This window comes from Candidatus Thalassolituus haligoni (assembly GCF_041222825.1).
Classification (GTDB): domain Bacteria; phylum Pseudomonadota; class Gammaproteobacteria; order Pseudomonadales; family Oceanobacteraceae; genus Oceanobacter; species Oceanobacter antarcticus.
Genome location: NZ_CP139482.1, coordinates 3297465 through 3322144 on the forward strand (window position 1 = coordinate 3297465; position 24680 = coordinate 3322144).

The 24680-nt window shown below is 53.4% G+C and carries 23 protein-coding genes; 8 read left to right on the top strand and 15 right to left on the bottom strand.

The features are described from left to right. Positions 1–11 precede the first annotated feature (11 nt). The 12 genes from SOJ49_RS14705 to SOJ49_RS14760 all read right to left on the bottom strand — a co-directional run bounded on the left by SOJ49_RS14705 (position 12) and on the right by SOJ49_RS14760 (position 13985). The gene (locus SOJ49_RS14705; protein ID WP_369855249.1) at positions 12–947 is read right to left on the bottom strand and encodes an alpha-E domain-containing protein; all 936 of its coding nucleotides are present in this window, start codon (positions 945–947) and stop codon (positions 12–14) included. Then, entirely contained in the window at positions 947–2407 is a 1461-nt protein-coding gene (locus tag SOJ49_RS14710; RefSeq protein ID WP_369855250.1) for a circularly permuted type 2 ATP-grasp protein, read from the bottom strand. The genes SOJ49_RS14705 and SOJ49_RS14710 overlap by 1 nt, the downstream gene beginning before the upstream one ends. A 479-nt stretch (positions 2408–2886) precedes the next feature. After that, on the bottom strand, positions 2887–5046 hold the full coding sequence (locus SOJ49_RS14715) for an EAL domain-containing protein (RefSeq protein WP_369855251.1): 2160 nt from the start codon (positions 5044–5046) through the stop codon (positions 2887–2889). 2 nt (positions 5047–5048) lie between these two features. Next, positions 5049–5678 (bottom strand): hypothetical protein, encoded by a 630-nt coding sequence (locus tag SOJ49_RS14720; RefSeq protein ID WP_369855252.1) that lies wholly within the window; start codon positions 5676–5678, stop codon positions 5049–5051. Between the two features lie 2 nt (positions 5679–5680). Continuing rightward, positions 5681–6067: a response regulator gene (locus SOJ49_RS14725; RefSeq protein ID WP_369855253.1), complete on the bottom strand. Its 387-nt coding sequence runs from the start codon at positions 6065–6067 to the stop codon at positions 5681–5683. 76 nt (positions 6068–6143) lie between these two features. Then, positions 6144–8054 carry a V-type ATP synthase subunit A gene (locus tag SOJ49_RS14730; protein WP_369855254.1) on the bottom strand — a complete coding sequence of 637 codons (1911 nt, stop codon included), beginning with the start codon at positions 8052–8054 and terminating at the stop codon, positions 6144–6146. Then, a complete protein-coding gene (locus SOJ49_RS14735) occupies positions 8051–8830 on the bottom strand; it encodes a hypothetical protein (protein ID WP_369855255.1) in 780 nt (259 codons plus the stop codon). Before SOJ49_RS14735 ends, SOJ49_RS14730 begins: the two co-directional genes overlap by 4 nt. 134 nt (positions 8831–8964) lie before the next feature. Next, positions 8965–9654 (bottom strand): hypothetical protein, encoded by a 690-nt coding sequence (locus SOJ49_RS14740; protein WP_369855256.1) that lies wholly within the window; start codon positions 9652–9654, stop codon positions 8965–8967. Between the two features lie 58 nt (positions 9655–9712). Further along, positions 9713–10171: an ATP synthase subunit C gene (locus tag SOJ49_RS14745; RefSeq protein ID WP_369855257.1), complete on the bottom strand. Its 459-nt coding sequence runs from the start codon at positions 10169–10171 to the stop codon at positions 9713–9715. Continuing rightward, entirely contained in the window at positions 10164–12014 is a 1851-nt protein-coding gene (locus SOJ49_RS14750; RefSeq protein WP_369855258.1) for a V-type ATP synthase subunit I, read from the bottom strand. Before SOJ49_RS14750 ends, SOJ49_RS14745 begins: the two co-directional genes overlap by 8 nt. Beyond that, positions 12011–12616, bottom strand: coding sequence for a V-type ATP synthase subunit D (locus SOJ49_RS14755; protein ID WP_369855259.1), 606 nt, complete (start codon positions 12614–12616; stop codon positions 12011–12013). The genes SOJ49_RS14750 and SOJ49_RS14755 overlap by 4 nt, the downstream gene beginning before the upstream one ends. 1 nt (position 12617) lies before the next feature. Beyond that, positions 12618–13985 carry a V-type ATP synthase subunit B gene (locus SOJ49_RS14760; protein ID WP_369855260.1) on the bottom strand — a complete coding sequence of 456 codons (1368 nt, stop codon included), beginning with the start codon at positions 13983–13985 and terminating at the stop codon, positions 12618–12620. A 449-nt stretch (positions 13986–14434) separates the two neighbouring features. Here SOJ49_RS14760 and SOJ49_RS14765 point away from each other — a divergent pair, with 449 nt between their 5' ends. Then, positions 14435–15070, top strand: coding sequence for a hypothetical protein (locus SOJ49_RS14765; protein WP_369855261.1), 636 nt, complete (start codon positions 14435–14437; stop codon positions 15068–15070). A 4-nt stretch (positions 15071–15074) separates the two neighbouring features. Here SOJ49_RS14765 and SOJ49_RS14770 read toward each other — a convergent pair whose 3' ends face one another. From SOJ49_RS14770 to SOJ49_RS14780, 3 genes are all read right to left on the bottom strand, one after another. Then, positions 15075–16601 carry an FMN-binding glutamate synthase family protein gene (locus SOJ49_RS14770; RefSeq protein ID WP_369855262.1) on the bottom strand — a complete coding sequence of 509 codons (1527 nt, stop codon included), beginning with the start codon at positions 16599–16601 and terminating at the stop codon, positions 15075–15077. A 179-nt stretch (positions 16602–16780) separates the two neighbouring features. Continuing rightward, positions 16781–17110 (bottom strand): hypothetical protein, encoded by a 330-nt coding sequence (locus SOJ49_RS14775; RefSeq protein ID WP_369855263.1) that lies wholly within the window; start codon positions 17108–17110, stop codon positions 16781–16783. Positions 17111–17339: 229 nt separating this feature from the next. Further along, positions 17340–18263 (bottom strand): TIGR01777 family oxidoreductase, encoded by a 924-nt coding sequence (locus SOJ49_RS14780; RefSeq protein WP_369855264.1) that lies wholly within the window; start codon positions 18261–18263, stop codon positions 17340–17342. Between the two features lie 119 nt (positions 18264–18382). Here SOJ49_RS14780 and SOJ49_RS14785 point away from each other — a divergent pair, with 119 nt between their 5' ends. The 7 genes from SOJ49_RS14785 (at position 18383) to SOJ49_RS14815 (ending at position 24663) form a co-directional block, all read left to right on the top strand. Then, on the top strand, positions 18383–19354 hold the full coding sequence (locus SOJ49_RS14785) for an NAD(P)/FAD-dependent oxidoreductase (RefSeq protein WP_369855265.1): 972 nt from the start codon (positions 18383–18385) through the stop codon (positions 19352–19354). A gap of 44 nt (positions 19355–19398) precedes the next feature. Further along, the gene (locus tag SOJ49_RS14790; RefSeq protein ID WP_369855266.1) at positions 19399–19791 is read left to right on the top strand and encodes a sirohydrochlorin chelatase; all 393 of its coding nucleotides are present in this window, start codon (positions 19399–19401) and stop codon (positions 19789–19791) included. A gap of 294 nt (positions 19792–20085) precedes the next feature. Continuing rightward, positions 20086–21063, top strand: a complete 978-nt coding sequence (locus tag SOJ49_RS14795) for a YbgA family protein (RefSeq protein ID WP_369855267.1) — start codon at positions 20086–20088, stop codon at positions 21061–21063. Next, the gene (locus SOJ49_RS14800) at positions 21060–21959 is read left to right on the top strand and encodes a MerR family transcriptional regulator (protein WP_369855268.1); all 900 of its coding nucleotides are present in this window, start codon (positions 21060–21062) and stop codon (positions 21957–21959) included. Before SOJ49_RS14795 ends, SOJ49_RS14800 begins: the two co-directional genes overlap by 4 nt. Further along, positions 21952–23439, top strand: coding sequence for a deoxyribodipyrimidine photo-lyase (gene phrB, locus SOJ49_RS14805; protein ID WP_369855269.1), 1488 nt, complete (start codon positions 21952–21954; stop codon positions 23437–23439). The genes SOJ49_RS14800 and phrB overlap by 8 nt, the downstream gene beginning before the upstream one ends. Continuing rightward, positions 23432–23866, top strand: coding sequence for a nuclear transport factor 2 family protein (locus SOJ49_RS14810; protein ID WP_369855270.1), 435 nt, complete (start codon positions 23432–23434; stop codon positions 23864–23866). The genes phrB and SOJ49_RS14810 overlap by 8 nt, the downstream gene beginning before the upstream one ends. Further along, complete coding sequence (locus tag SOJ49_RS14815) at positions 23863–24663, top strand: SDR family NAD(P)-dependent oxidoreductase (protein WP_369855271.1); 801 nt, start codon at positions 23863–23865, stop codon at positions 24661–24663. Before SOJ49_RS14810 ends, SOJ49_RS14815 begins: the two co-directional genes overlap by 4 nt. Positions 24664–24680 lie beyond the last annotated feature (17 nt).

The window sequence follows — 24680 nt, forward strand, 5'->3', positions numbered from 1 at the left end:
TCGGTAATTGGCTATTGATCCGACAGGAACCAGGTTTTTTGTATCAGGTCATGAACATCTGCCAGTGATAATTGCAATTCATTCAGATCCTCACGGAAGGCGACGCCAAAATCTTCGGCATCCAGGTCTGCTGTAATTTCATCACAAATCAATCGGGTGCGATTAATCACGTCTTCACCCGCTGGCAAACAAGCCGAGCTTGCCATGATTTTATTCAGGCAAAATGAAACTGAGCGGGGAAATTGCTCATCGCCCAATAAAAAGGTCACCACAGGGGTTCCCTTGATGGACGAACGCATGGCGCGACGGAAGGGCTGATCGGCGTTGAGAGAACGCAACACATTACCCCAGATAATCTGACGACTGTTCACCGCGTATTCATCATCAGCCACCTGATGAATCGCCGCAATCGCGGCATCGAGGTTACGGGAAGTCATGTCGGCCCGTTCCAGGTTTTGTCCCATCAGCAACATGTCCCAGCCTTCGTCGCGGGTCATATTGACATAGAGCAAACCGACAATTTGCTGACAGGATTTGATGATGCTTTCGAGGAACTCGTGGCGCATGCTGCGGTTAATACCGAGTGACAGGTTTTCCTGCACAAACATACTCAGTTCATTCACCAGTTCCCAGGCATCGGCAGGGATCACATCCCGCGTGGTACGGATGTTTTCACGAATCGCGCGCAGGGAATTCACAACTGAGCACGGATTGGTGTCATCACCCAGCAGAAACTTCACTACATTACGCTCATCTCGAACGGAATAGCGACTGTTGTAATCGTCTTCAAGACTGTTGATGACAATCAGGTTGTACCAGCCCAGATTGACACGCCGCGGCATGTCAAACAACAGCTTGTCATAAATGCTCAGCAGTCGCGCTGTGCTTTCAACCCGCTCCAGATAGCGAGCGGACCAGTAAATACGTTCTGCAACTTTCGAGAGCATTATTCGATTCCTGTTCCTGTATCGACAATCCAGGTGTCCTTGCTGCCACCACCCTGGGAAGAGTTAACTACCAGAGAACCTTTTTTCATTGCAACCCGCGTCAAACCACCGGTCGTGACATAGCTGTCCCGCGACTGCAGTACAAACGGCCGTAAATCCAGATGACGTGGTTCCACCTTGTTTTTACCCACCAGAGTCGGCGAGGTCGACAAGGCCAGCGTTGGCTGGGCAATGTAGTTACGCGGGTTAGCCTTGATCAGGTCAGCAAAGGTTTCACGCTCTTTTTTGGTTGAATGCGGGCCAATCAGCATGCCATAACCACCGGATTCGTTGGCAGGTTTAACCACCAGCTTGTCGAGGTTGGCCAGTACATATTCGCGCTGTTTGTCGTCGTAACACAAAAAGGTTTCCACATTCGGAATCAGTGGTTCTTCACCGAGATAATACTTGATGATGGCAGGGACAAAGGCATATACCACCTTGTCATCAGCCACACCGGCACCCGGCGCGTTGGCCAAAGCCACGTTACCAGCACGCCATGCACGCATCAGCCCGGGCACACCCAGCGTGGAATCGGGGTGGAATACTTCCGGGTCGAGAAACAGATCGTCAATACGGCGATAAACCACATCAACCCGTTCCAGACCAGCAATGGTTTTCATGTAGACACAATCGTCTTCTGTCACCACCAGATCACTGCCTTCAACCAGCTCGGCACCCATACGCTGTGCCAGAAAAGCATGCTCAAAATACGCCGAGTTATAAATTCCCGGAGTCAGCACCACCACCACCGGCTTGTCGACTTCGCGTGGAGATAACGCCGACAGGGTATCAAACAGGTGTTCAGGATAATCACCGACCGGGGCGATACTTACTTTTTCAAACACTTCAGGAATAACCCGCTTCATGATCGAGCGGTTTTCCAGCATATACGATACGCCAGATGGAACACGCAGGTTATCTTCCAGTACATAAAACTGGCCATCACCGTCACGCACCAGATCGGTACCACATATATGAGCCCACACACCAAAACGAGGGCTGATACCTTCACATTCCTTGCGGTAATTAACCGATTGTTTAAGTATAAATTCCGGCACCACACCATCCTTGAGGATTTTTTGATCGTGGTACAAGTCATCAATAAAAAGGTTAAGCGCACGCAAGCGCTGTTTCAGACCAGCAGCCGTGATATCCCATTGGCTTTTGGAAATCACTCTGGGAAGAATGTCAAAGGGCCAGGCCCGATCGATATTCCCGCCTTCTGTATATACAGTAAACGAAACACCCATTTCCTTAATAGTCGATTCAGCCGCTATTTTGCGTGAATTGACATCTTCATCCGAGAAAGATTCCAGATAGGAAATAAGTGCTTCAGCAGGTTCACGCGCGCAGCCGGGTGCACTGAAAAGTTCGTCGTAGAACTCACCCGGTGCGTAATCCTTCCACTCGATAGACATACAGCTCCTGAAATTTGCCATCAGGTTAATGAGGAATTGACGCCAGACTGGCAAGCACTGGGTCACTCTGAAAGACTACAAAGTGCCCGAAGTAAACCACTCCCCATGGATGACTGCAAGCCGCCACAGCGGCCATTCTGGCGCAGAATGATAGGTATTGATCATGAATCAGGCAGCCGCGATCAACCCTTGCTACAAAGGCACCAATGACGAACAGGTCACACACCCCAAAAGCACCAATCCAGTGCATTGCGGCACCCAGCGGTCAAAAACCGGAATGTGAGGCGAAACCCGTGCAACAAGGCACGACTTGAACGACGCTTTATGGTGAGTTTTGAAGACTACAGGCATCCTTAGGCACCCTATTAAACGAAGCCAGCACGCCAATCAGCAGATATCAATATAATAACGCCGCAAACCAGTAACAAACCGGCAGCATAATAATACAAGAAGAAAGACAGTCAGGCAGATATTCTGTTTTAATTAACACAGCCCAAGTTTTTGTAACTGCTATACCAGTCTACCAGATCATCAATACACATAGGATAGCCAATATAATACCCCTGGGCGATATCACAGCCTTTCATTCGCAACAGATCCATTTGTGACAAATGCTCAATTCCCTCGGCCACGACTTCCAGCTCCAGTGCATGCGCAAGATCAATAATAACCGAAACAATACTGGCATCTGTTTTATCCGTTGCCGCACTTTGCAGGAAATGGCGATCTATTTTTAATATATCCACCGGCAAATGCCGCAAATACGCCAGAGAGGAATACCCGGTACCAAAATCATCAATTGCGATTTTCACGCCCAGGTTTCTCAGTGTGCGTAACTTGTTCAGGCTTTCTCCAGCATCATCGATAAAATGCCCTTCCGTCACTTCCAGAACCAGCCGTTCAGCAGGGAAACCAACAGACTGAATCAGATTCCTGACGTTATAGATCAGGTTACCTTCCTGAAACTGCTTTGGTGAGATATTGATCGACATCGACAGTGAACTGTCTTCTCGTTTGTGCCAGCGTGACGCTGTTTCAAAGGCCTGCACCATCACCCACTGACCGATCTGTCCAATCAGTCCGCACTCCTCGGCAACACCAATAAACTCATTGGGGTAAATAATCCCCCGCTCAGGGTGATGCCAACGCAGTAAGGCTTCCACGCCAAACAAGCGCCCATGAGCGACATCTATTTGTGGTTGATAATAGAGTTCAAACTGATTGTGTTGTAGTGCCAGGCGTAATTCGCTTTCGGTTTTCAATCGGGCCAGCGTACGATCGTTCATCGCGGGGGTAAAAAAGCGGAATTTACCCTTACCATCCGCCTTGGCCTGATACATCGCCTGGTCGGCACAAAAAATCAGCCGTTCCATTTCCACACCGTCATCAGGAAACTGGGCTATACCAATACTGCAATGTATATACACTTGATTCGAGTTCACCTCGAACGGACGGGCGATCGCTTCGAGAATTTTTTCTGCTACCGTAATTGATGAGCGCCCCTGATTCTGCTGCGGCAATAACATCACGAACTCGTCACCCGCCCAGCGCGACACGGTATCTGAATCACGGCAGCATTCCACCAGCCGTTCACCAACCTGCCGCAGCAGTTCGTCACCTGCGTCGTGCCCGAGGCTGTCATTCACGTTTTTAAAACGATCCAGATCGATAAAAAATACCGATAACGTATGCTGTTCACGCGCATGCCTTTTAACCGAATTCGCCAGCACTTCACTGAATGAGAACCGGTTACACAGCCCGGTCAACGGATCCATCCGGGCCATGCGGTAGAGCTGTTCTTCTGCTCGTTTACGCGCGGTAATATCGCGGACAAACATAAAAAATCGCGTTGGCTGGCCAAAATGAGGAATTGCATTGGCGGACACAGAAACAGGGAAACGTGTGCCATCTGCTCGTTGCGCCATCATCTCGTGTTCTTTTCCCGCCATTGGCAACAGTGAGCGCATAAATTCTTCACTGATACCATCGACAAGCTGTTGCGGCTCGATGTCTGCAAATAAATCAAAGAGATGCTGATGGGGCAACTGCACTTCGGCCCCCTCGGGCGGCTGAAACATCGTTGAGGCCGCCGGGTTAACGCTCAGAATAGTGCCCTGATGATCAAAAATAAGGATGCCATTCTGGGTATTCTCGAACAGGGTACGGAGTTCATGCTCCTTCTCCTGTAGATCCTTGACCAGTGTCGACAACACCCCCGACTGGGTGCGCAGCACTTTCTCACGCATATCCGCCGAGCTGATATCAAAAATTGAAATAACGCAGTAGTGACTGCCGTCATCATGCACAAAGGGTTTTATCTGGATGGACTGCACCAGCCGCTCTGACGGCCGGGAACGGCCAGAGATGGATTTTTTGAACAGCGGAAATGACGTTTTCAGCAATTTGGCGGACAACACAGAAGGCGAGTTGAATTTAAGTGCCTTGAACACCGCACGGGCAATACGGCTGTTATCCAGTTCTGGCATGGCTTCGATCATGTCCTTACCCAGAATGTCCTGTTCGCTAATGCCCGACCGTTCTGCCATCCAGCCATTCCAGGACACCACGGCTCCTTCCGTGTTGAGCACAACAATCCCGCTATCCACCAGGTCAATAATATGCCGATACATTTCAGGCATACTCAGAACGCCGCCAAACGCTTCTTGATATGATCAAACAAGGTCACCAGCGCATCGGTCGGCTGGAAAAACATCAGCTGGGCTCGGGAATTTTTTTCGACCACGGTGAAGCTGATGGTCAAAAACAAGATCAGGTCATCCGCTTCATCGAGCAACCGGCCACTGTCGTTAAGGTCGCTGAAATTGCCGTATTCACAGCGCGGTAATTCAGTATGGATTTGAATGCCCAGTAACTGGGACAGCGCATAGATAACACCAGAAACGGCCACATTGGTCAGATCCAGCAGCATTTCTTCTTCGGTTACGGCAAACTCGATCAGTGTCTGCTCTTGCTCTCCCAGCAGCCCATTCAGCAGATTCAGACTTTCCCGTTCACTAAAAAACAGTAAGGCCTCCCCGCAAATTTCTCCGGAAAAGCGCTGTTGCACAAAAATCGCCTTACCTTCTTGGCGCAATTGCTCGGTAAAAGCCAGTGCCTCTTTTTTGGGCAACATATTGACTTCAGGAACGTGTAATTCGATACGACTGTTTGAAATTTCTGACAGCTCATCAATCACATGGCCCAGTCCCAGGTTCAGTGATTCTGCCAAGACATCCAGACTGATGGCCCGCGACTGCTCATCCATGATCATGATCAGCTCCGACCAAAAAAAGTACGCAAGCGTTCGACAAACAGTCCGATATCCTCTGGACTGATCGCCTTGTTGATGTACTGCACGCCCAGCGTATTGGCTTCCTCTATCAAGTTGGATGATCGATTGCCGGTCACCAGAGCAATTTTGCTGGCATCCACTCCAGCCGCCATGAGTTGCTTGCTGGTTGCGACACCATCTGGCGGTGCCATATTGACGTCGAGCAGATACCAGTCAAAATCGTAACCGGCACTTTCAGCGGTTGTAATGGCAACCTCACCGGAACCGGCTTCGTGAAATTCTGCATCTGGGAATATTCGGAGAATGACGTCTTTTATGATCATGCGAGCATATAGACTGTCGTCCGCGACAAGGCACTTGGGAGCCATAATCAATACCTGTTCTGGTTACTTCATCGCTTAAATCTAGTCCAGAACAGGGGTTAAGCAAGCAACGATGCTATTTTCAGGGTTGATTCAACATCACCCTGATCGCTTCCAGTAAACGGTTGTATTCACCGGAGCCATCCACCGCGTAATTGAGGTTTTTAAATAGGCCTGTCAGTCGGGTGTAGAAGGTTCGGACAGCGGCTTTCCTTTGCGAGTCAGAGTCGGCAACAAACACCGGTTTATGCCGAACAACCGCTTCCATCCGTTCAAACAGCCGCTGCTGACGATCCATCGGAACCGATACATCCACTTCATCAAAAGCATCCTGCTGTAGATACACCATATCCAGCAACAGCGCTTTTTGCTGGAGAATAAAATCGTCCAGTGTGATGCCTTCTTCACCGGTCACCTGCATCATGCGGCTGACTTCATCACCCCGCACCAGCAGCTGCGACAAGGACTCAACCCGATGGGTCCAGCCAGGGGATAAGTGGCTATCAAACCAGGGCTGTAATTGCTTCAGATAACGGGACCAGGAAATCAGCGGGTCGACCGCCGGATAAAAACGCCGGTAAGCCCGATCGGCGGATAGCCCCAGAAAGGTTTTTACGGTGCCCAGAGTCGCCTGGGTCACCGGTTCTTCAAAATTACCTCCGGCAGGAGAGACGGTGCCAACCATGGTAAAGGTACCTTCAACGCCGTTGGAGCGACGGATCACCCCTGCCCGTTCGTACACATTACGGATCGAGGAGTCCAGATAGGCCGGAAACGCTTCTTCGCCTGGAATTTCCTCCAATCGTCCCGAGGTTTCTCGCATCGCCTGAGCCCAGCGAGACGTCGAATCAGCAATCAGTAAGACGTCATACCCCATACTCTGGTAATACTCCGCCAGCGTAATGCCCATATAGATAGATGCTTCTCGTGCAGCGACCGGCATAGATGAAGTATTACAGAGGATAATGGTTCGATCCATCAGACTGCCACCGGTCTTGGGATCCGTCATACCGGGAAATTCCTGAATCGTCTCCACCACCTCGCCAGCGCGTTCACCACAGGCGACAACGATCACGATATCGACATCCGAATAACGCGAAATCAGCCCCTGCAGTACGGTTTTACCGGCACCAAATGGCCCAGGAATACAGCCAGTACCGCCCTTGGCCAAAGGAAAAAAGGTATCCACCAGCCGGATTGTGGTGGACAGCGGCTGACTGGGATAAACACGTTCAGCTTCACCCAGCGCCATCAGCCGACGTGAGATCGGCATCCGAATTGGCCAGCGCTGACTGAGTGTCAGGTTACGACTACGGTGAATGTCGGCAACGCCGCTGTCCGACAGCGGCGTCAACCTGGCGACTGGATCGGCAACGGTAAAACTGCCTTCAAGAATCCAGTCAAGTTGCCACTCACCCTGCCAGTCAAATGGCACCATGATCTTGTGTTCAAAACGACCTTCTGCGACTGCGCCGGTCACGTCTCCTGCCCGCAGCTTCTGACCTTCCTTGATGGCGGGTTTGAATGACCAGCGGCGTTGCTGATCGAGGCCACGTACATCCACCCCTCGCGGCAGAAACGTACCGTAACTGGCTGCCAGCTGTTCCAGCGGATTCTGTAAACCATCGTAAACCATGCCAAGCAGACCCGGCCCCAACTCTGCCGATAACAGCTCGCCGGTTTGTAATACTGGATCGCCCACCCCGACACCACGGGTGCTTTCATAGACCTGAGCATCAGCCCGACGGCCGTGTATTCTCAATATCTCGGCTTTCAGGTACTCCTGCCGTCCATCAGACGCCGGGCGGCCTGGCAAGATAAAAACCACTTCGTTTTTGGACAGCGGATGATATTCACCAGGCGCAAGTTCGATACTTTCGATGGTGACCAGGTCATCTTGTACTGCGACAATACGCGCCGTTGGCAGCTGACGGGAATCGGTCATCCCTGCTGTTGCTGTTGCTGTCGTCTCTGTTGTCGCCGAAGTCATCATAATTCTCTCTTGGCTGCAGCCGAGGTTTTGGCAAATGTATTTCCAGCGTCCCGAGCCGGGTTGCTGTCATCATCCTGAACCACAGCCGTTATATCCACCGTAACCCAGTTTTTAAAGCGTACCACCGCATTGTCGGCGTCATACCCAATCCGACGGTTCAGCATGTCCCATTTGAGCACGTATACCACCACGGCAATCAGGCTGTTATCTCCGAGCAGGTGACTACGCCCCATCCAGGCCCAGTTGTACTGCAGCAGCATCTGTTCCAGCTCCCAGGGTTGGTGTAAGCGGATAAACTGGAGCGCCTGTGACAGCCAGGGCTGAGCCACTTCCAGACGAAACGTTGGTTCATGCCAGTTACGTTCAATGATCTGGCGATAACGGCTGACCGTCCAGTCCCCTCCAGGAGACGGGCTGTCAGCCTGTTGATATTCTCGTCGCCACAACGCCGCCACCAGAGTTCTGACATCCAGCCGCCGCTGAATCAGAGTCAGCAGTGCTGAGGTTTCGGCGGCGGGTCGAATAGCCTCATCGCGTAAGGCATCAAGCAGTTGTTGCTGACGCCCAACCAGCCGGCGGTTATCGGTGTTGATGGGTAGCTCTCGCCACTGCAGTGAGGACTCAATTCGCGCCAGCAAGTCGGCATCTTGCGGACTTAACAGCCGTAACCGGCGCTCCAACTTTAACCGGGAAAGCGGCGTTTGATGACGACTGCCCCAGCGCCCATGGGCAGGCAAACTCGACATCAACAGGGTGTAACGATCACGCCAGTCCATTCAAACCCCTAACCGGTTGTTAAAAATTTATCGGAGTTACGATTACAACGTTTAAACCGTCGTTCAATGGCCGGTAAATTCAATGGCCCGTAAATTCAATGGCCTGTAAATTCAATGGCCGTAAAAGCAGCCGGCTACCGAATAATGCCATCCAGAATGGCGCGAAACCTGGGCTGCAAATACCCCAGCAGTAATCCGGCAATGGCCCGATCACTGAGATCTACTTCAACCTGCTGACCACGCAGCACCAGCTTGATACCATTGTGGTCATCGGATCGATTTGCCAGGGTCACGCCGTCACGCAACATATCGACTTGTAACGCAAAAGCCAGGTCGGCCAGCGGCCCCTGCATCGCCGATTCCGGCGCTCGCCGAATATCATCCAGAGCCAGAATATGCGGTGGCAACAACAACTCCAGGTCGCCTTCCGGCGGTAGCTCAGCCTGTTCCAACAGTCGTCCGGCCGCAGCCTGAACCAGTTTTGCCAATAACTGTGGCTGATCAATTTGCTGCCGCACCAGCCGCGATACATCCGCAGAGAAGCGTTGTTCCAGCATGGATTTCATATCCAGCACCAGATCCCGAAACGCAATCTGCATGGCTTCCGCTGCCGCCTGCTGCTGCCGTTGGGCTTGCTGTTGCGCATCGGCAACCAACTGCTCCGCCTGCCGGGTAGCATCAGCCAACAAGGCGGCCGCCTGTTGACGAGCATCGGCCAATATCGCCGCCGCTGCTGTCTCGCCCGCTTCAACACCGTCCTGGCGCAAGCGGTTAACCAGTTCGTCAATACCGGCGGAAACAACGTCGCTGCCTGATTGTTTCATCGACCTTTATCCTCCTGCGCTGACCCGATCAATCGTCGGGCAAACGTCGATAACTCTGTTACTGAACCGCCGGAGCAGGAATACCGCCCGACAGCACCAGTGCAAAAATAAACACAAACACGCCAAAACCTTCAACGATTGCAGCCGGAGCAATCGACATACCAAAGATTTCCGGCTTTTCCTTCGAGGCACTGATGGCTGACGCACAGGCCCGGCCTTGCCAGACCCCTGTTGTCATTAACGCCAGACCGGATAACAAGCCGATGCCAAACAAACCGGCGGCGTTGGTGACACTCACTTCCCGTTGCAAGGTAAACATCAGCACGATGCCATAAATCACAAACGACGATGGCAATACCGACAATCCGATAAAACGCCCGTAACCACTATCCGTATCCAGCATGGCACCAATGGCTGCCTGACCTGCCAGTGCACAACCAATCACACTGCCAATGGCTCCCAGGGCAACGGGAGCAAAAATTCCAATCCAGCCCAGGGTCATGACCAGCTCATTCATCTTCCAACTCCTTTAATTGAAACGGCTGGAAAGCGTAGCCTTCACCCGGCTCGCCCCAGTTATAAAATTCAATAAAATTCAGTCGCAGGCCGTGTACCACGCCACTCATCACACCCAGGCCAATATTGACCAGGTGGCCCAGTAACAGAATCAGCCCGCCGCCCAGCAAGGCAAGGCCTCCTTCAGCCGCAGCTACCTGTCCTGCCAACTGGTTAAAAGTCAGCGCCAGCGACGCTGATGCCAACCCCAACGCAAACAGCCGCATATAACTGAGCACATCGCCAAACAGCTGGCTCAGGCTTAACAACGCCAGTACTCCCCGTAATAACCGTTGCAGCAACCTCTTCCCCTGGCTGGCTGGCATCGTGACCGGACCGGACCAGCCGGAGCCAATCACAATGGCCAGTAGCGCGACAACCGACAATGCTACAACGGCCACAGACATACCGACAAAACCGGCCCAGCAACCCGACAGCACCACAGCACACCATCCCATCCGGCTCACCACAAACCAGCGTTCTCGCCGTCGATGCCAGGCCAGGCTGACATTGGCGATCAGCAAGTGCAGCACACCGGTCAGTACCGAGAGTTTCATCATCGCGTTGTAGTGGTTGATATCCACCACAACCAGCGCCGCCAGCCAACTCCCTGGTGCCGGAGTCAGACCAAAATAGCTACCCGCCAGCATGCCCCAGACCAGAGATGCTCCAACCAGAGACAGCGCCAGCTGCCGCAGTCCACGACCGGATTCACTTTTGCCCATCGACGTCCAGCGCAATGCCAGCAAGCCTCCCAGTGCCAGTGCATAACCGCCATCCGACAGGATCATGGCAAAAAACACCACAAACGACAGGTATAAATGCACGGACGGATCCCAGGATCGATAGGCCGGTAACTGATAAAACCGGGTCAACAATCGTCCAGCGGCAAAGCCCGCCAATGGCCGCAGCAAGGTCGGTGGTGTTTCGTCTGGCTGTGGATCGGTCGCGACAAAGGCAAACCCGGTCTCTCTCGCCACCTCCGTCAGTTGCTGCAAAGCCGACACCGGCACCCAGGCGACCAGGGAAAATACCTGTCCATCCGACGACAGCTGATCCACCACCTGACGCCAAAGTGCATGATTGTGGGTTCGGGCCTGATGACGTTTGAGCAACAACAAGTAACGAGTCAGTTCTTCACGCCGGGATTGTAGTGAATCGAGGGATTGCTCAAGATTTTCCAACGCCTCGGTCAGCTGCGCCAATGAACGGGAGCCAAGATGCTCACGCGGCACCGGCATGCACGCCGCTGGCGGTTCAGTCGCAGAGACCAGCACCACATAAAGAAAACGACTGTCGCGCCCTGCCAATTGCCAGGGAATCTGCCAGCTGGATGCCTCTTGGCCCAAAGCCGATGGTCGGGATTCAGCGTTATCCTGATAGAGCCGATCCAGCCAGGAGCGCTTGCTGACCGGCAGCCGGTAAAACCACAGCCGAATATGATTCACCAGCGTGTCACCCGGAAATTGAAAGCCACCCCAGGGCGACATACGCCGCATGCGGGCCTGAACATCATCGCGCTGATCTTCCAGATTACGCAGCTGTTGCTGCACCTCCAGGGCTTCATCCACCACCGGCTGCAAATGAAAACCGGTAAATTTTTTTAAGGGTCGGCGGCGGGTTTCACCTTGTTGCAGAAATCGTATCGCCTGGTTCAGATGACGAATCCCTTCCGGTATTTCCTCACCGCTCTCATGGGCACTGATCAGATGTAACTGACCAAATGCCTGCAACTTGGCAACGACGGCATCCTTGTCTTTTTCGCGGCCAGCGATAGCCACTTTTTTTAATGCCACAATCGTCATAAGCCACCCGCAGCCTGGCGTTTGTTTTTGGCAATTTTTGACGTCACTACCGACTCTCGTTCCTTGTCGTCCAGATAAATGCCAATCCGACGAATATTGGAACGGGTGTCTGGTATCAATACCTTGTCGAACAGGTTCACCCGCTGGGTCACTTTGCGTAAGGCCGCTGCCATCACGATCTGCTGCTGCTGTAATAACTGTTGCCGAACATCCAGTGTCATTCCCTCTTTCAGCCATTGCTGCAACGGTGCGACCCAGTGCGGTTTGGCCATCAGCGGAATATCTGCCAGATCAAATTCGATATCATCCAGCTCATTGACCCAAACGCCGACAATATTGCGCCGTTGCAACCGTAATCGATTCACCGAGCACAAACCCTGCAAATCAATGGAGGTTTCTGCCAGCATCGGCATTTGTTCGGCAATGCGCTGTTCCAGCTGCCGCTGTTGTTGTTGCTGTTGCTGCAGCTGGACTTCCACTTGTTTGATGGCACCCTGCAACTGCTGTCGCTTCATATCCAGTGCCGGTAAAAACCGCTGGTAGGCCGCCAGCTTCTGTCGCTGGGCCGACAAGGTCGCCTTCGATAACAGCAAGCGGGCCATGTCAGGCACTCTCCGGGTTATCCGACGTGGCGGTCGGAAAATACTTGTCGATCAGTTCTGGTTTCATCAGCAATTGCTCAGCCCGGAAGCATTGCGCCATCAGCTGCCAGCCCATATCTAACGCCTGCTCCAGCGACATTGACACATCCAATGCCATAAAGTGCTGGCGAAATAACTGACCGTACTGCAACAACTGCTGATCGTAATCGCTCAGATCAAAGGCCATGGCCTGCTTTTGCTCGGCTTCGACCGCACCGGAATAAAGCCGGATCATGGTGTTCATCACCTGACTGTGGTCTTCACGGGTCTGCTTGCCAATCACCAATTGTTTCAGCCGCGACAAGGATCCGAACGGATCCAGCTGGCCGTCGTGCAAGTAGAACTGGCCTTCGGTGATATAGCCGGTATTGTCCGGCACCGGATGACTGACATCGTTACCCGGCATAGTGGTGACCGCCAGAATGGTAACGGATCCGCCCTTGGCGTAGTCGCAGGCTTTTTCATAACGCCGCGCCAGCTGCGAATACAAATCTCCCATATAGCCACGGTTGGACGGCACCCGTTCGTTGGCAATACCGATTTCTTTTAATGCGTCGGCATAAGCCGTCATATCGGTCAGCAGTACCAGCACCCGCTTGCCTTCTTCCACCGCAAAACGTTCCGCCACTGCCAGCGCCATATCCGGCACCAGCAAGCGCTCGACGATCGAATCCGAAGCCTGATTAACAAACATCACCGTACGGGCAAAAGAACCCTGATCTTCAAAGGTTTTGCGGAACGAATAAAAGTCGTCAAATCCCAGCCCCATGCCACCAAACACAATAATATCCGCATCCGCCTGAGTACCAATACGGCCAAGAAAAGCGTTATAGGGTTCACCGGAAACGGAAAAAATCGGAATTTTCTGACTCTCGACCAGGCAATTAAACAGGTCGATCATCGGCACGCCGGTACGGATCATGCGAGATGCCAGCACCCGTCGCATGGGGTTGACGGTTGGCCCACCGATCTCGACCTGGCTATCAAAATCAAGCGCAGGACCGTGATCCATCGGTTTGCCGCGACCGTCAAAAATACGTCCGAGAATATTGGCAGAGTAGGTTACCTGCATCGGATGGCCAAGAAACTGCACACTGGCATCGGTCGCCAACCCCTTGGTGCCATCAAACACTTGCATCGATACCAGCTCATCGCGAATATCAATTACCTGAGCCAGACGACGGGTCGTACCATCACCACTCACCAGCACCGCAAGATCGTCCAACCGTACCCGAGTTGGCTTGCCAGATTCAGGAGCTGCAACACGCAACCGCACCAGATCACCCACAATCGCAACGATCGAACGATAGGACGTACTGTCTGAACCCATTCACAACCTCCTGATTCCTGCTCCCGTTACCGGGTCAGGGCGTTTTACCACTGACAAGCTACAGCATCATAACGGGCCATCTACGACACCATCATGACGCCCATAAAATGAAGCACCTTGACCCCGCTCAGGGTCAGGACAGGTTCACCCGTGCGCCAAGACACCTTATCCGACGACTCTGAAACCCATCAAGTATGCAGATACAGTTATAGCCCCTTTTGCCATACAGGCGTAAGGCAAGATTTCTAAGACCACTCAGTAATAACGAAACCCTGTGAATCTCTTTGGGCCAGTTTTTGGCCATTGTTGATCGTTGTCACAATCCAAAGGTGACAGGGTTCACAAAAACAGTATATTGTCGAAAAACCTTTGCCGGAATCCAGGCAGGTACCTCTTTTGGACATCACGCACTCTGGTAACCGTGCGTACCCAGTTGTAGTGAGGAAAATATGGCAGTAGCGCGTCCCGTAACCGACAGCGGCATTTTTCGTTTGATAAAAGAGACCCTGGCAAATCGTGAAGATATCCAGATTCTGTTTTATTCCGATGCCTATCTCTGCTCAACCAATCAGTTTCTCACCCTGCTCGGCTCATCAAAACACTATCTGGTCAATAACGTCAGCATCACCCGGATACTGAGCGGTGTCGAAGGGGAATATAAGGTTGTCGCGCTAAAAGCAGATTCGCCGATACGGGAGCGCGCTCGCAGTACTGGCCGTCCAGTCGATGAACTGCTCTGGCAAGCAGGCTGCCGCTTGTCCCGTGGCCGCCTGTTAACTGGCTGCTCCAGCCATGATATTGCCTTTCTGGTGCAGTGGCCCAACTTTACCCGTGTTCATCGTAGCCCCAATGCCCTGCGTATCGCCGCGCTCTGGTCTGGACGCCCGGTCGCATTGGATGTCACGGCACGGCTGTTGAATATCCCCCTCACCGAGGTCTACCAGTTTTACAGCGCCGCTCGTCTGGCCGGCTACGTCGAAACACTGTCACGCCCCGGCACCAACAGCATTACCAGCACAGCAGCCGGACAACTGGCCAACGACGGCGTACTCAAGCGGCTGGTCGGCCGCCTGATGAGTCTGTAGTCGCTCAGTCTTCCGGCATCAGGTCATTACCAGGATGAAAGGAAGACGCCCGATAAATATCCGTCATCCGTCGGGCGTCACCGTTCGGTTGCACAATACGGGCGTGCTGGCGGCTTAAGCCACGCGGTTCATCAACTCCGCAGGAATGAGCAATAACACCCACTTCCTGTACCAGCCCCTCAACAAAATGTTTTACACGCTGGGCCTTGTCGGCCGGAACCAGACCACTCTGCAAATGCGGATCGTGGGTGGTAATCCCGGTGGGGCAAGTATTCTTGTTGCATTGCAACGCCTGAATACAACCCAGAGCAAACATAAAGCCACGCGCCGATACCACAAAGTCGGCACCGACACACAACGCCCAGGCAACCCGGTCTGGCGTAATCAGCTTGCCTGACGCAATAACGCGGATACGTGGTCGCAGGTGAAACTCGTCCAGCGTATCCACCAGCATCGGCAACGACTGGTTTAACGGCAAGCCCATATAATCCATCAACGATTGGGGTGCCGCACCAGTGCCGCCTTCGGCACCATCGAGAGTGATAAAGTCCGGTGCCACTTGCTTGCCGCGTAATTGAATGGCCCTGCACAAATCCCGAATCCAGTCGATATCACCCAGCACCGCCTTGAAACCAACCGGTTTACCGGTCACCGCACGAACATGCTCGACCATATCGAGCAAATCATCCACGGAACGGATTTCCGGGTGACCATTCGGACTGATCGAATCCTCATAGATCGGAATATGGCGAATACGGGCGATTTCTTCATTCACCTTGGTCGCCGGTAAAATACCGCCTTTACCCGGCTTGGCCCCCTGACTGAGCTTGATCTCAAACATGCGTACCTGCCCGTGTTCGGCAATGGCTTTCAGTTTGGCATCATCTAACAGGCCCCGTTCATCCCGCACGCCATATTTGGCGGTACCAATCTGGAACACCAAATCACAACCGCCGTCCAGATGATAGGGAGATAGCCCGCCCTCACCGGTGTTCATCCAGCAGCCAGCCATCGCCGCACCGCGAGACAAGGCCGTCACCGCGACACTCGACAAAGCCCCGAAACTCATCCCGGAAATATTCACCAGCGAAGTCGTCGTGTAAGGCGTACGACAATGCTCACCAATCGTTAGTGGCCCAGAACTGGCAAAATCATGTTTCAAAGACGGGAACGGACTGTTCACAAAAATAACGGTACCCGGTATATCCAGACGATGGGTAGAACCAAAGGCAATCGTCGTACTTTCGCGTTTGGCAGCCCGATAAACCCAAGTACGGTCGGCACGATTAAAGGGCATTTCTTCACGATCCATGGCAAAAAAATACTGCCTGAAAAATTCACCGAGATGTTCAAAAAAGTAGCGAAACCGGCCAATAACCGGAAAGTTGCGTCTGACCGTGTGCTGCGTCTGACGCACGTCCACCATCCAGGCGTAAAGAATCCAACCGCCCAGCGCCAGGGTAAACACCGCCAACAACCCGATCAGGGTCAATACGCCGTACGCAGCAAGTTCAAACAGAGTATCGGTCACATCCAGCCTCAGTACATGGTTCAGAAGGCGGCTAGACTAACCCGATGGCTCGACTGAAAAAAGTCACCATCGTGCTATCAGTCTGTTCTGCAATCAAAGCGGCAAGCGCTCTGCAAACAGGAAGATGCGATAAGGGACGAGCGGACTCTGCCGCTCTTTGGGTGCAGGAATAAAAAGACTCAGGCGGTCGGCGTGATGTTCTTGACGGTACGGGCGGTAAAATAGACAAAGTTACCTTCGATATCTCCCACTTCCACCCGATTGGGTGACAGCGGGGAGCTTTTGATGGTTGCAATATAAAGACTGCGGCAGGCCACCAGATTCTTGTCGATGTCGTTAAACAACGGCTGGGTAAACGCAAACGAGCGACGCTCGCAGCCACGCTCCAGCGTCAGCACCAGCTGAGCATCGGTCAGATCACTGGCACGAAAAAAGTTGACGTAACTCACCCGATATCCCTGATCAAACTCGTACAGGTAATGTTCCAGGGTTTGGCGGCTTATGCTCATGGGTACTTCCTGCGTTGATTCTGATACGTATACCCTAGGTTTAGTCGCCAACTCCCATGCTTTCAATGTCTAATAACACAAAACTACAGTTCTCTTACTGGCGTCAGTTTTCAGTACTTTTATCCACACAAATCGCTAACAATGACAGGTTAGACCCGTCATCAGGCGTCAATCATTCAAGATCATACGGTTTCATCGACTGCCAGGGACATGCTGACAAACATCAATTCTAACGAGAGTTAGCCCAGACTTGTCTAATACTCTCAAGTGCTTCCGGCAATGTGGCGTAATGATATGCAAACGTTCGTTCCAATAATCGGGCCGGCAGTACCCGCTGGCCTTTGAGCAGTAAATCGGCCATTTCACCAAACAGTAAACGCACAACTTCGGCTGGCATCGGCAGCAACGCCGGACGCCCCAGACAATGTGCCAATTCATGGGTAAAGCGAGTATTGGTCACGGGCTCAGGTGCAACCATATTGAACACACCCACCGCATCTGATACCAACAAAGCATTCAGTGCCGCGATATAATCGTCGATGTGGATCCAGGACAAATACTGCTCGCCATTCCCGATCCGCCCTCCCAAGCCCAGCGAAAACGGTAGCCACAAGCGTCCCAGCATCCCGCCACGTTCGCCCAGTACCACTCCGGTACGCAGCATCAAAGACCGTTCCGACAAACCGTACAACAGCTGCGCCGCCGCTTCCCAATCGGTACACAGTTGCGCAGCAAAATCCTGGCCCACCCGGCTTGCTTCATCAACGGTTTGCTGCTCTGCGGTGCCTGCCAGCGCTCCATAAACACCTATCGCAGAACCACTGGCCACCACGTCGAAACGCTGGCCGGTATGCATTGCCCATTCGGCAAGTTTGCCAGTAACACCGATACGGCTGTCACGCAGCTCCCGCTTGCGGGCAGCTGTCCAGCGCTGATCGGCAATTCCTTCTCCGGCCAGATTGATTAACCAGTCAAATGGCCCGGTCAACTGGTACAGATCGCTGACGCCTGTCACACGCCCACCCCAGCGTTCGATGACTCGTTGCGGCCGACGGGTCAGTACTGAGATCTCATGACCATCGGCGAGCCACCCGCTCACCAGACGAGAACCAATAAACCCTGTACCTCCAGTTATCAGTATACGCTTGCTCATGCTGCCTCCCACGAGACTGTTTAGCCATCAAAGTAAATAATTTAATATACAATACTTATACATAAGAACGCATAATGCTAGAATAAAAATCTTATACAAATAAAAGACAGGTGGCTGATTTGGCTCACTACGCAATCATTGGCGCTGGAATCGCCGGACTCAGCGCACTTCAGGTTCTATCTGCAGCCGGGCATCAGGCAACCGTATTCGACAAAAGCCGTGGCAGCGGTGGCCGTATGGCAACCAAAAAACTGGCTGCCGACAGCTGGGACATGGGTGCCCAATTCTTTCATGCCCATTCAAACGAGTTTGCCACCCAGCTCTCACAATGGCAGCAACAGGGTGTGATTGCAGAATGGCCGGTTACGCCCTGGGTGATCAATGGTACTCGCCAACATCCATCGGCAGACGACCAAAAACGCTACGTCGCCATTCCCCGCATGACCGCGCTCAGCCGTTTGCTGCTGCAAAACGCAACACACTTTGAAGCCAACACCCGCATCACCGGTTGTGAAGAAACAGCCCAAGGCTGGCAAGTCACAGCTTCTGAGGGGGAAATATTCGGCCTATATGACGGTCTGGTGGTGGCTATACCGCCAGCCCAGGCGGCGGCACTGGCAAGTAACGATCCGGCACTGGCAGTCACCAGCGAGACGAGCATGTTGCCCTGCTGGACATTGTTGCTGTCCTTCGACACACCACTGCCAGCACCTTACGATGCTGCTTTTGTGAAGTCCGGCCCATTAGCTTGGGTTAGTCGCAACAATAGCAAGCCGGGCAGAGAAGCGACGGAAGCCTGGGTCATACAAGCCAGCCACTTATGGAGCTTGCAACATCAGGATACGCCTCGCCACGAGATTCAGAAACAACTGCTGGCCGCGTTTGCGGAGGCCCTGCGGCTCCCTGCTGTACCCCAGTGGCGCCACCTTTGGCTTCACCGCTGGTTATATGCCCTTCCTGAAAAGAAAATGAACCAGGGTTTTCAGCTCAACGCTCAACAAACGCTGGCAATCTGCGGAGACTGGTTACATTCTCCAAATATAGAGGGCGCCTGGCTAAGTGGCAGGGCTGCTGCCAATGCCCTACTCTGACTGGGTTAGCTATATTAATTCCCCAGCCAAACAGGAGACGTGTTATGCAAACCAGATCCAATAGCCACGCCACTATTTTGCTGGCGCACGGCAGCAGCGATCCCAATTGGGTCAAACCATTTGAACAGTTGGCAGGACAAATTCGAGAAAACCTCGACCAGTCCGGCCGGGTAGAATTGGCTTACATGGAACTCGCTGACCCCTCACTCGAACAGCAGGTAGCCATGTTGTCAGACGACGGCATGACCCATATCGATGTCCTGCCGTTGTTTTTTGCTGCCGGTCGCCACTTGCGCAAAGATGTGCCGCTGCAATTGGCAGCCTTGCAACGCCAGCACCTGGTCAAGTTAACCCTTCACCCTCCGGTCGGCCTTGAACCGGAAGTAGCTACTGCAATCAGCAATGTGGTGGTGCGCAAACTGGTTGGTGACCGCTAGCCGCTCCCGCTTGCAACAACGGCTGTCTCTCTTCTGACAGGCAGCCGAAGATAAAAAATTCCTACACCTCCATCGCCAGCGGATCATCATCCACTCTGTTGTATCCCATTGGCGAAGTTCTCTCCGGTACGGACTCTCCCGCCCGCTTCCTCTCATCAAAGCACCCATCCTCCAGAAAAGCTTTCTCAAAAACCTATACAAAAATTCCAAAAATTGTATAAGTTTTGTTGACAAAAGCGTGGTCATGACGCCAGAATAAACCTATACAAAAAACCTTCCCAAAGGTTATACAACATGACAAATGAACTGGGTAAGTCCACCATCAAGGTAGGGATCAGTGCCTGCTTGCTAGGTCAGCCTGTACGTTTCAATGGCGGTCACAAACGCTCGCGTTTCTGTACCGATGTGTTAAGCCGCTATGTTGAATTTCTATCGGTGTGTCCAGAAATGGCCATCGGTCTGGGAATACCCAGGCAGCCGATCCGGCTGGTTAGCGATCGTGCCAGCGATACCCGGGTGCGAGCACTCGGTACCGTCAATCCCGAGATGGATGTTACTGAGCCACTGGCACGTTATGCACAACAGCAGGCCGCTGAAATGGCCGATTTGTGTGGTTTTATTCTGATGCAAAAAAGTCCCAGCTGCGGTTTGTTCGGGGTCAAACGTTATCTGGCTAATGGCCACCCGGAAGGTACTGCCAGCGGGGTATTCGCCCGTGAGTTCCAGCGGCTCCATCCGCTACTGCCCATGGAAGAAGCCGGACGCCTGAACGACGATGCACTGCGCGAAAATTTTATGGTGCGCGTATTCGCCTATCACGAATGGCGCGAATATCGTTCCACTGATCTCACCGCTGCCGGTCTGATCGACTTCCACAGTCGTTACAAATACCTGGTGATGGCTCACAGCCTGGTGCACTACAAATCCATGGGACGGTTGTTAGCCAACCTGCACAGCGACACCCTGGAAAGTGTTGCCAGCGAGTATTTCACCCAATTAATGACAGCACTGGCCAAACCGGCCAGCCGCAAGATGCACACCAATACCTTGATGCATTTGCAGGGGTATCTGAAGCAACTGATATCCGCAGCCGACAAGGCGGAACTGACCGACGTCATCCAGCAATATCATCAAGGTATCGTGCCATTGATCGTGCCACTGACCCTGCTGAAGCATCATCTCAATCATTACGAAGAGGCGAATGCCTACGCCCGCAAACAGGTGTATCTCAACCCGCATCCCTATGAACTGGGTTTGAGGAACAGCCTGTGACCTCGCCAATTCCTGATGGCAGCTACCCGATCCGGGAGTTTGCCCGCCTGACCGGCGTCAACCCAGCCACCCTGAGGGCTTGGGAGCGACGCTATGGCATCATCCACCCGCTACGAACGCCCAAAGGCCACCGCTTTTTCAGTGATGATCATATCCGTCAGGTAAAGCGCATTTTGTATTGGCTGGAGCAGGGATACCCGGTACGTCACGTCGGCTTGCTGCTGAATAATGAGGATCACTCAGACGCAAACAGTTCAGCGGATACTGGCGGTATCCCCCATGGCCATTGGCTGGAACAGCAACAGGCCGCTATGGATACCTTACTGGCAATTACCCCAAAACGTCTCGACGAGCTCTGGTGCAACGCCTTCTCGACCTATCCCGTTGCAGTGTATTACCAGTTTTGCCTGGCACCGGTACTCGACCGCCTGCGCAGTGGCAGCGAACACCCGATGCTGCTGCGAATGATGGAACAGCTGTTGCAACGCAAGTTGTACAGCATGTTTTATCAGCAGCAACGCATGGCCAGCCCGCCGACTCTGTTAATGGCAACCAATCAGCCCGAGGGTGAGCTGGATATTCTGATACGCGCCTGCGCAATTGGTGCAGCGGGGTTGCGAGTTGAATACCTCGGCCCGAATCTTAATCCCACTGATCTCAGCCTTGCCGCCGATGCATTGCAGGCGACGCATATCTGGGTTCATTTTATGCCACAGGAAAAAAGCTGTGATTTACGCTGGCAACGGTATCTGAACCAGTCCGAACGGATGCATATACTCACCGGCACACCACCGGATCACAACGGTGGTCGCCCCAACATGCACCGCCTGCAAACACCGTTATCCATGCAGATACAGCACTACATTCTCAATGCTGGCAGGGTAACGGATGAGTAACCAGCAGAGTACTGGCAGACATCTGGTCTGGTTCCGCACCGACTTGCGGGTGCACGATAATCCCGCGTTGCACCATGCCATGACGACTGCCAAAAGCCAGGCGCAGCAAGTACTGGCGGTGTATTTTGTCACACCGGAACAATGGCGCCAGCATGGCCTCGGGGAACGTAAAATCCGGCTGATACACAACGCCGTTCACAACCTGAAGCAGGCACTGGCAGAGCGGGGCGTCGAGTTACTGGTATTGCATGCAGGCACCTTCAGCCACAGCCTGCAGCTGTTACAACAGCTGGTGCTTGAGTTGGATATTCGTCACGTCAGTTTCAACAACGAATACGAAGTCAACGAGTGCAAGCGCGACATTCTGTGCTATCGCTGGGCCAATATACATCAGGTAAACGTTCATCGTTTCCACGATCAGTGCCTGATTCCCCCTGGCGCGGTACTGACCAAAACCAACCTGCCCTTCAAAGTCTACAGCCCGTTCCGCAAGGCCTGGCTGGCCCAGGCAGAACGACAATTAAGCGCGCCGTTGCCATCCCCCGCAGCCCTGCAACAGCCGTCATCAACCACCTCAACTACATGGCAGCAGATACTGACCGAACCTCTCAGGCGTGCGTTAACCCTCACTTATCGATGCCCGGATGCACTTTGGTTTGACGACGAATCCAGCGCCCACCATGCACTGCACAACTTTCTGCAGCAGCAGGGTCGACATTATCACCAACGGCGTGATTTTCCGGCACTGGACGCGACCAGCCAGCTTTCCACCGCGCTGTCGCTCGGCTTGCTGTCTCCCCGTCAATGTCTGTTTGCTGCCAGTCAGGCAAACCAGGGCCTGTTGACCGGTGGCAATGCGGGCCTCGACAGCTGGATCAACGAGTTAACCTGGCGTGAGTTCTACCGCCATTTACTGGTTGCCTTCCCGGACCTGTGCAAGCACGCAGCCTTTAAGCCCGAGACCGAGCGAGTGAAATGGCGAGACGCCGAGGCCGATTTCCAGGCTTGGTGCAACGGCCGCACCGGTTACCCGATAGTCGATGCCGCCCAGCAGCAATTACTCGCCACCGGCTGGATGCACAATCGCCTACGCATGATCAGCGCCATGTTCCTGACCAAACATCTGTTGATCGACTGGCGGCGCGGTGAGGCATTTTTTAACCAATACCTAGTTGATGCCGATCTAGCCTCCAACAACGGCGGCTGGCAGTGGAGCGCGTCTACTGGAGCAGACGGCGTGCCCTACTTCCGTATTTTTAACCCCACCACCCAGTCGCAGCGCTTTGATGCCGATGGCCAGTTTCTGATTCGCTATCTACCCCAACTGGCGTCACTGCCAGCCACCAGCCGTCATCAACCCAATACCTTCGAGCGCCAGCAAACCGGCTACCCCGATGCCATCGTCGACCACGCATTTGCCCGCCAGCGGGCCTTGAATGCTTTCAAGGCGCTCAAGCAGGAGAATCCTACCGATGAATGATAGCCAACGGCTGCACGCCTTTACCTCAGTCTATGACCAGCTCGACAGAGAAGCAGATCATGATGCCTTGCTGGCGAGCCTGTATCACCCCAAGGCGGTTTTTCAGGATCCGTTTCATCGCCTGGAAGGTCTAACGGCCATTCAGTCCTATTTCTCGGGGATGTATCAATCGGTTGACCAGATCACCTTTCATTACGGCCAGTATTGGCCCTCCAGTGAAGCCGATTTTTTGCGCTGGAGCATGGTCTTCTGCCACCCGGCCATTGCTGCGGGCAAGGCCATCCATGTTGAGGGTGGCACCGAATTTCGCTGGCAGGATGATCGGGTCATCTACCACCAGGATCTGTTTGACGGCGCAACCATGCTCTACAACCACCTGCCCGTATTGGGCTGGGTGCTGGGTAAAATCCGCGAGCGTATGGCATGAAAAAACCACTGCCGCCACCGTTATCCGAGCAGATTATCTGGCTTACCGGTGCCAGCTCCGGCATTGGTGCAGCGCTGGTGCATGGGCTGTCAAAGCGCTGCCAATGGCTGATCATTTCAGCCCGTAATAGCGACCGCCTGCAACAATTGGCCGAACCGCATCCCAACGTCGTCGCACTGTCGGCAGATGTGACATCGCGGGATGCAATGCAAGCCGTTGCCGCTGACATCGCCGCACGGTTTGGCCGTATAGATACCCTGATCGCCAATGCCGGTAGCTGTGAATACCTTGACGTGCGTCAGTTCGACAGCGCTCTTGTAAAACGAGTGATAGATACCAACGTTTACGGACTGGTCAACAGCCTCGAAGCCGCACTGCCACTGATCCGCAACAGCCAGCGTGGCTACTTGGTCGCCGTCAGCAGCAGCGTCACTTACCTGGCCTTGCCCCAAGCCCAAGCCTACGGTGCCAGCAAGGCAGCCGTGCGCTACTTTATGGAAGCCATGCGCGCCGACCTCGCCAGCGAGCACATTGATGTCTCGGTCGTGTCGCCCGGATTCGTCAAAACCCCGCTGACGGATCGCAACCGTTTTCGGATGCCGATGCGCATCAGCGCCAACGTCGCCGCCGAAGCCATCATCAAGAGTCTGCAACGACGCCCCTGGGACATTCACTTTCCCCGTCGCTTTACCTGGTTATTGCAATTACTCGGCTGCCTGCCCGCCGACCTGCGCCTGGCTCTGACACGTCGTGCCGCCACCCGTTTGCCCACCAGCCCACAAAAACAACCGGACTAACCGCAAGGACTACTGCC

Coding starts and splice junctions, on each gene's coding strand:
- SOJ49_RS14705 (WP_369855249.1), bottom strand. CDS start 947: ATGCTCTCGAAAGTTGCAGAACGTATTTACTGGTCCGCTCGCTATCTG.
- SOJ49_RS14710 (WP_369855250.1), bottom strand. CDS start 2,407: ATGTCTATCGAGTGGAAGGATTACGCACCGGGTGAGTTCTACGACGAA.
- SOJ49_RS14715 (WP_369855251.1), bottom strand. CDS start 5,046: ATGCCTGAAATGTATCGGCATATTATTGACCTGGTGGATAGCGGGATT.
- SOJ49_RS14720 (WP_369855252.1), bottom strand. CDS start 5,678: ATGATCATGGATGAGCAGTCGCGGGCCATCAGTCTGGATGTCTTGGCA.
- SOJ49_RS14725 (WP_369855253.1), bottom strand. CDS start 6,067: ATGGCTCCCAAGTGCCTTGTCGCGGACGACAGTCTATATGCTCGCATG.
- SOJ49_RS14730 (WP_369855254.1), bottom strand. CDS start 8,054: ATGATGACTTCGGCGACAACAGAGACGACAGCAACAGCAACAGCAGGG.
- SOJ49_RS14735 (WP_369855255.1), bottom strand. CDS start 8,830: ATGGACTGGCGTGATCGTTACACCCTGTTGATGTCGAGTTTGCCTGCC.
- SOJ49_RS14740 (WP_369855256.1), bottom strand. CDS start 9,654: ATGAAACAATCAGGCAGCGACGTTGTTTCCGCCGGTATTGACGAACTG.
- SOJ49_RS14745 (WP_369855257.1), bottom strand. CDS start 10,171: ATGAATGAGCTGGTCATGACCCTGGGCTGGATTGGAATTTTTGCTCCC.
- SOJ49_RS14750 (WP_369855258.1), bottom strand. CDS start 12,014: ATGACGATTGTGGCATTAAAAAAAGTGGCTATCGCTGGCCGCGAAAAA.
- SOJ49_RS14755 (WP_369855259.1), bottom strand. CDS start 12,616: ATGGCCCGCTTGCTGTTATCGAAGGCGACCTTGTCGGCCCAGCGACAG.
- SOJ49_RS14760 (WP_369855260.1), bottom strand. CDS start 13,985: ATGGGTTCAGACAGTACGTCCTATCGTTCGATCGTTGCGATTGTGGGT.
- SOJ49_RS14765 (WP_369855261.1), top strand. CDS start 14,435: ATGGCAGTAGCGCGTCCCGTAACCGACAGCGGCATTTTTCGTTTGATA.
- SOJ49_RS14775 (WP_369855263.1), bottom strand. CDS start 17,110: ATGAGCATAAGCCGCCAAACCCTGGAACATTACCTGTACGAGTTTGAT.
- SOJ49_RS14780 (WP_369855264.1), bottom strand. CDS start 18,263: ATGAGCAAGCGTATACTGATAACTGGAGGTACAGGGTTTATTGGTTCT.
- SOJ49_RS14790 (WP_369855266.1), top strand. CDS start 19,399: ATGCAAACCAGATCCAATAGCCACGCCACTATTTTGCTGGCGCACGGC.
- SOJ49_RS14795 (WP_369855267.1), top strand. CDS start 20,086: ATGACAAATGAACTGGGTAAGTCCACCATCAAGGTAGGGATCAGTGCC.
- phrB (WP_369855269.1), top strand. CDS start 21,952: ATGAGTAACCAGCAGAGTACTGGCAGACATCTGGTCTGGTTCCGCACC.
- SOJ49_RS14810 (WP_369855270.1), top strand. CDS start 23,432: ATGAATGATAGCCAACGGCTGCACGCCTTTACCTCAGTCTATGACCAG.
- SOJ49_RS14815 (WP_369855271.1), top strand. CDS start 23,863: ATGAAAAAACCACTGCCGCCACCGTTATCCGAGCAGATTATCTGGCTT.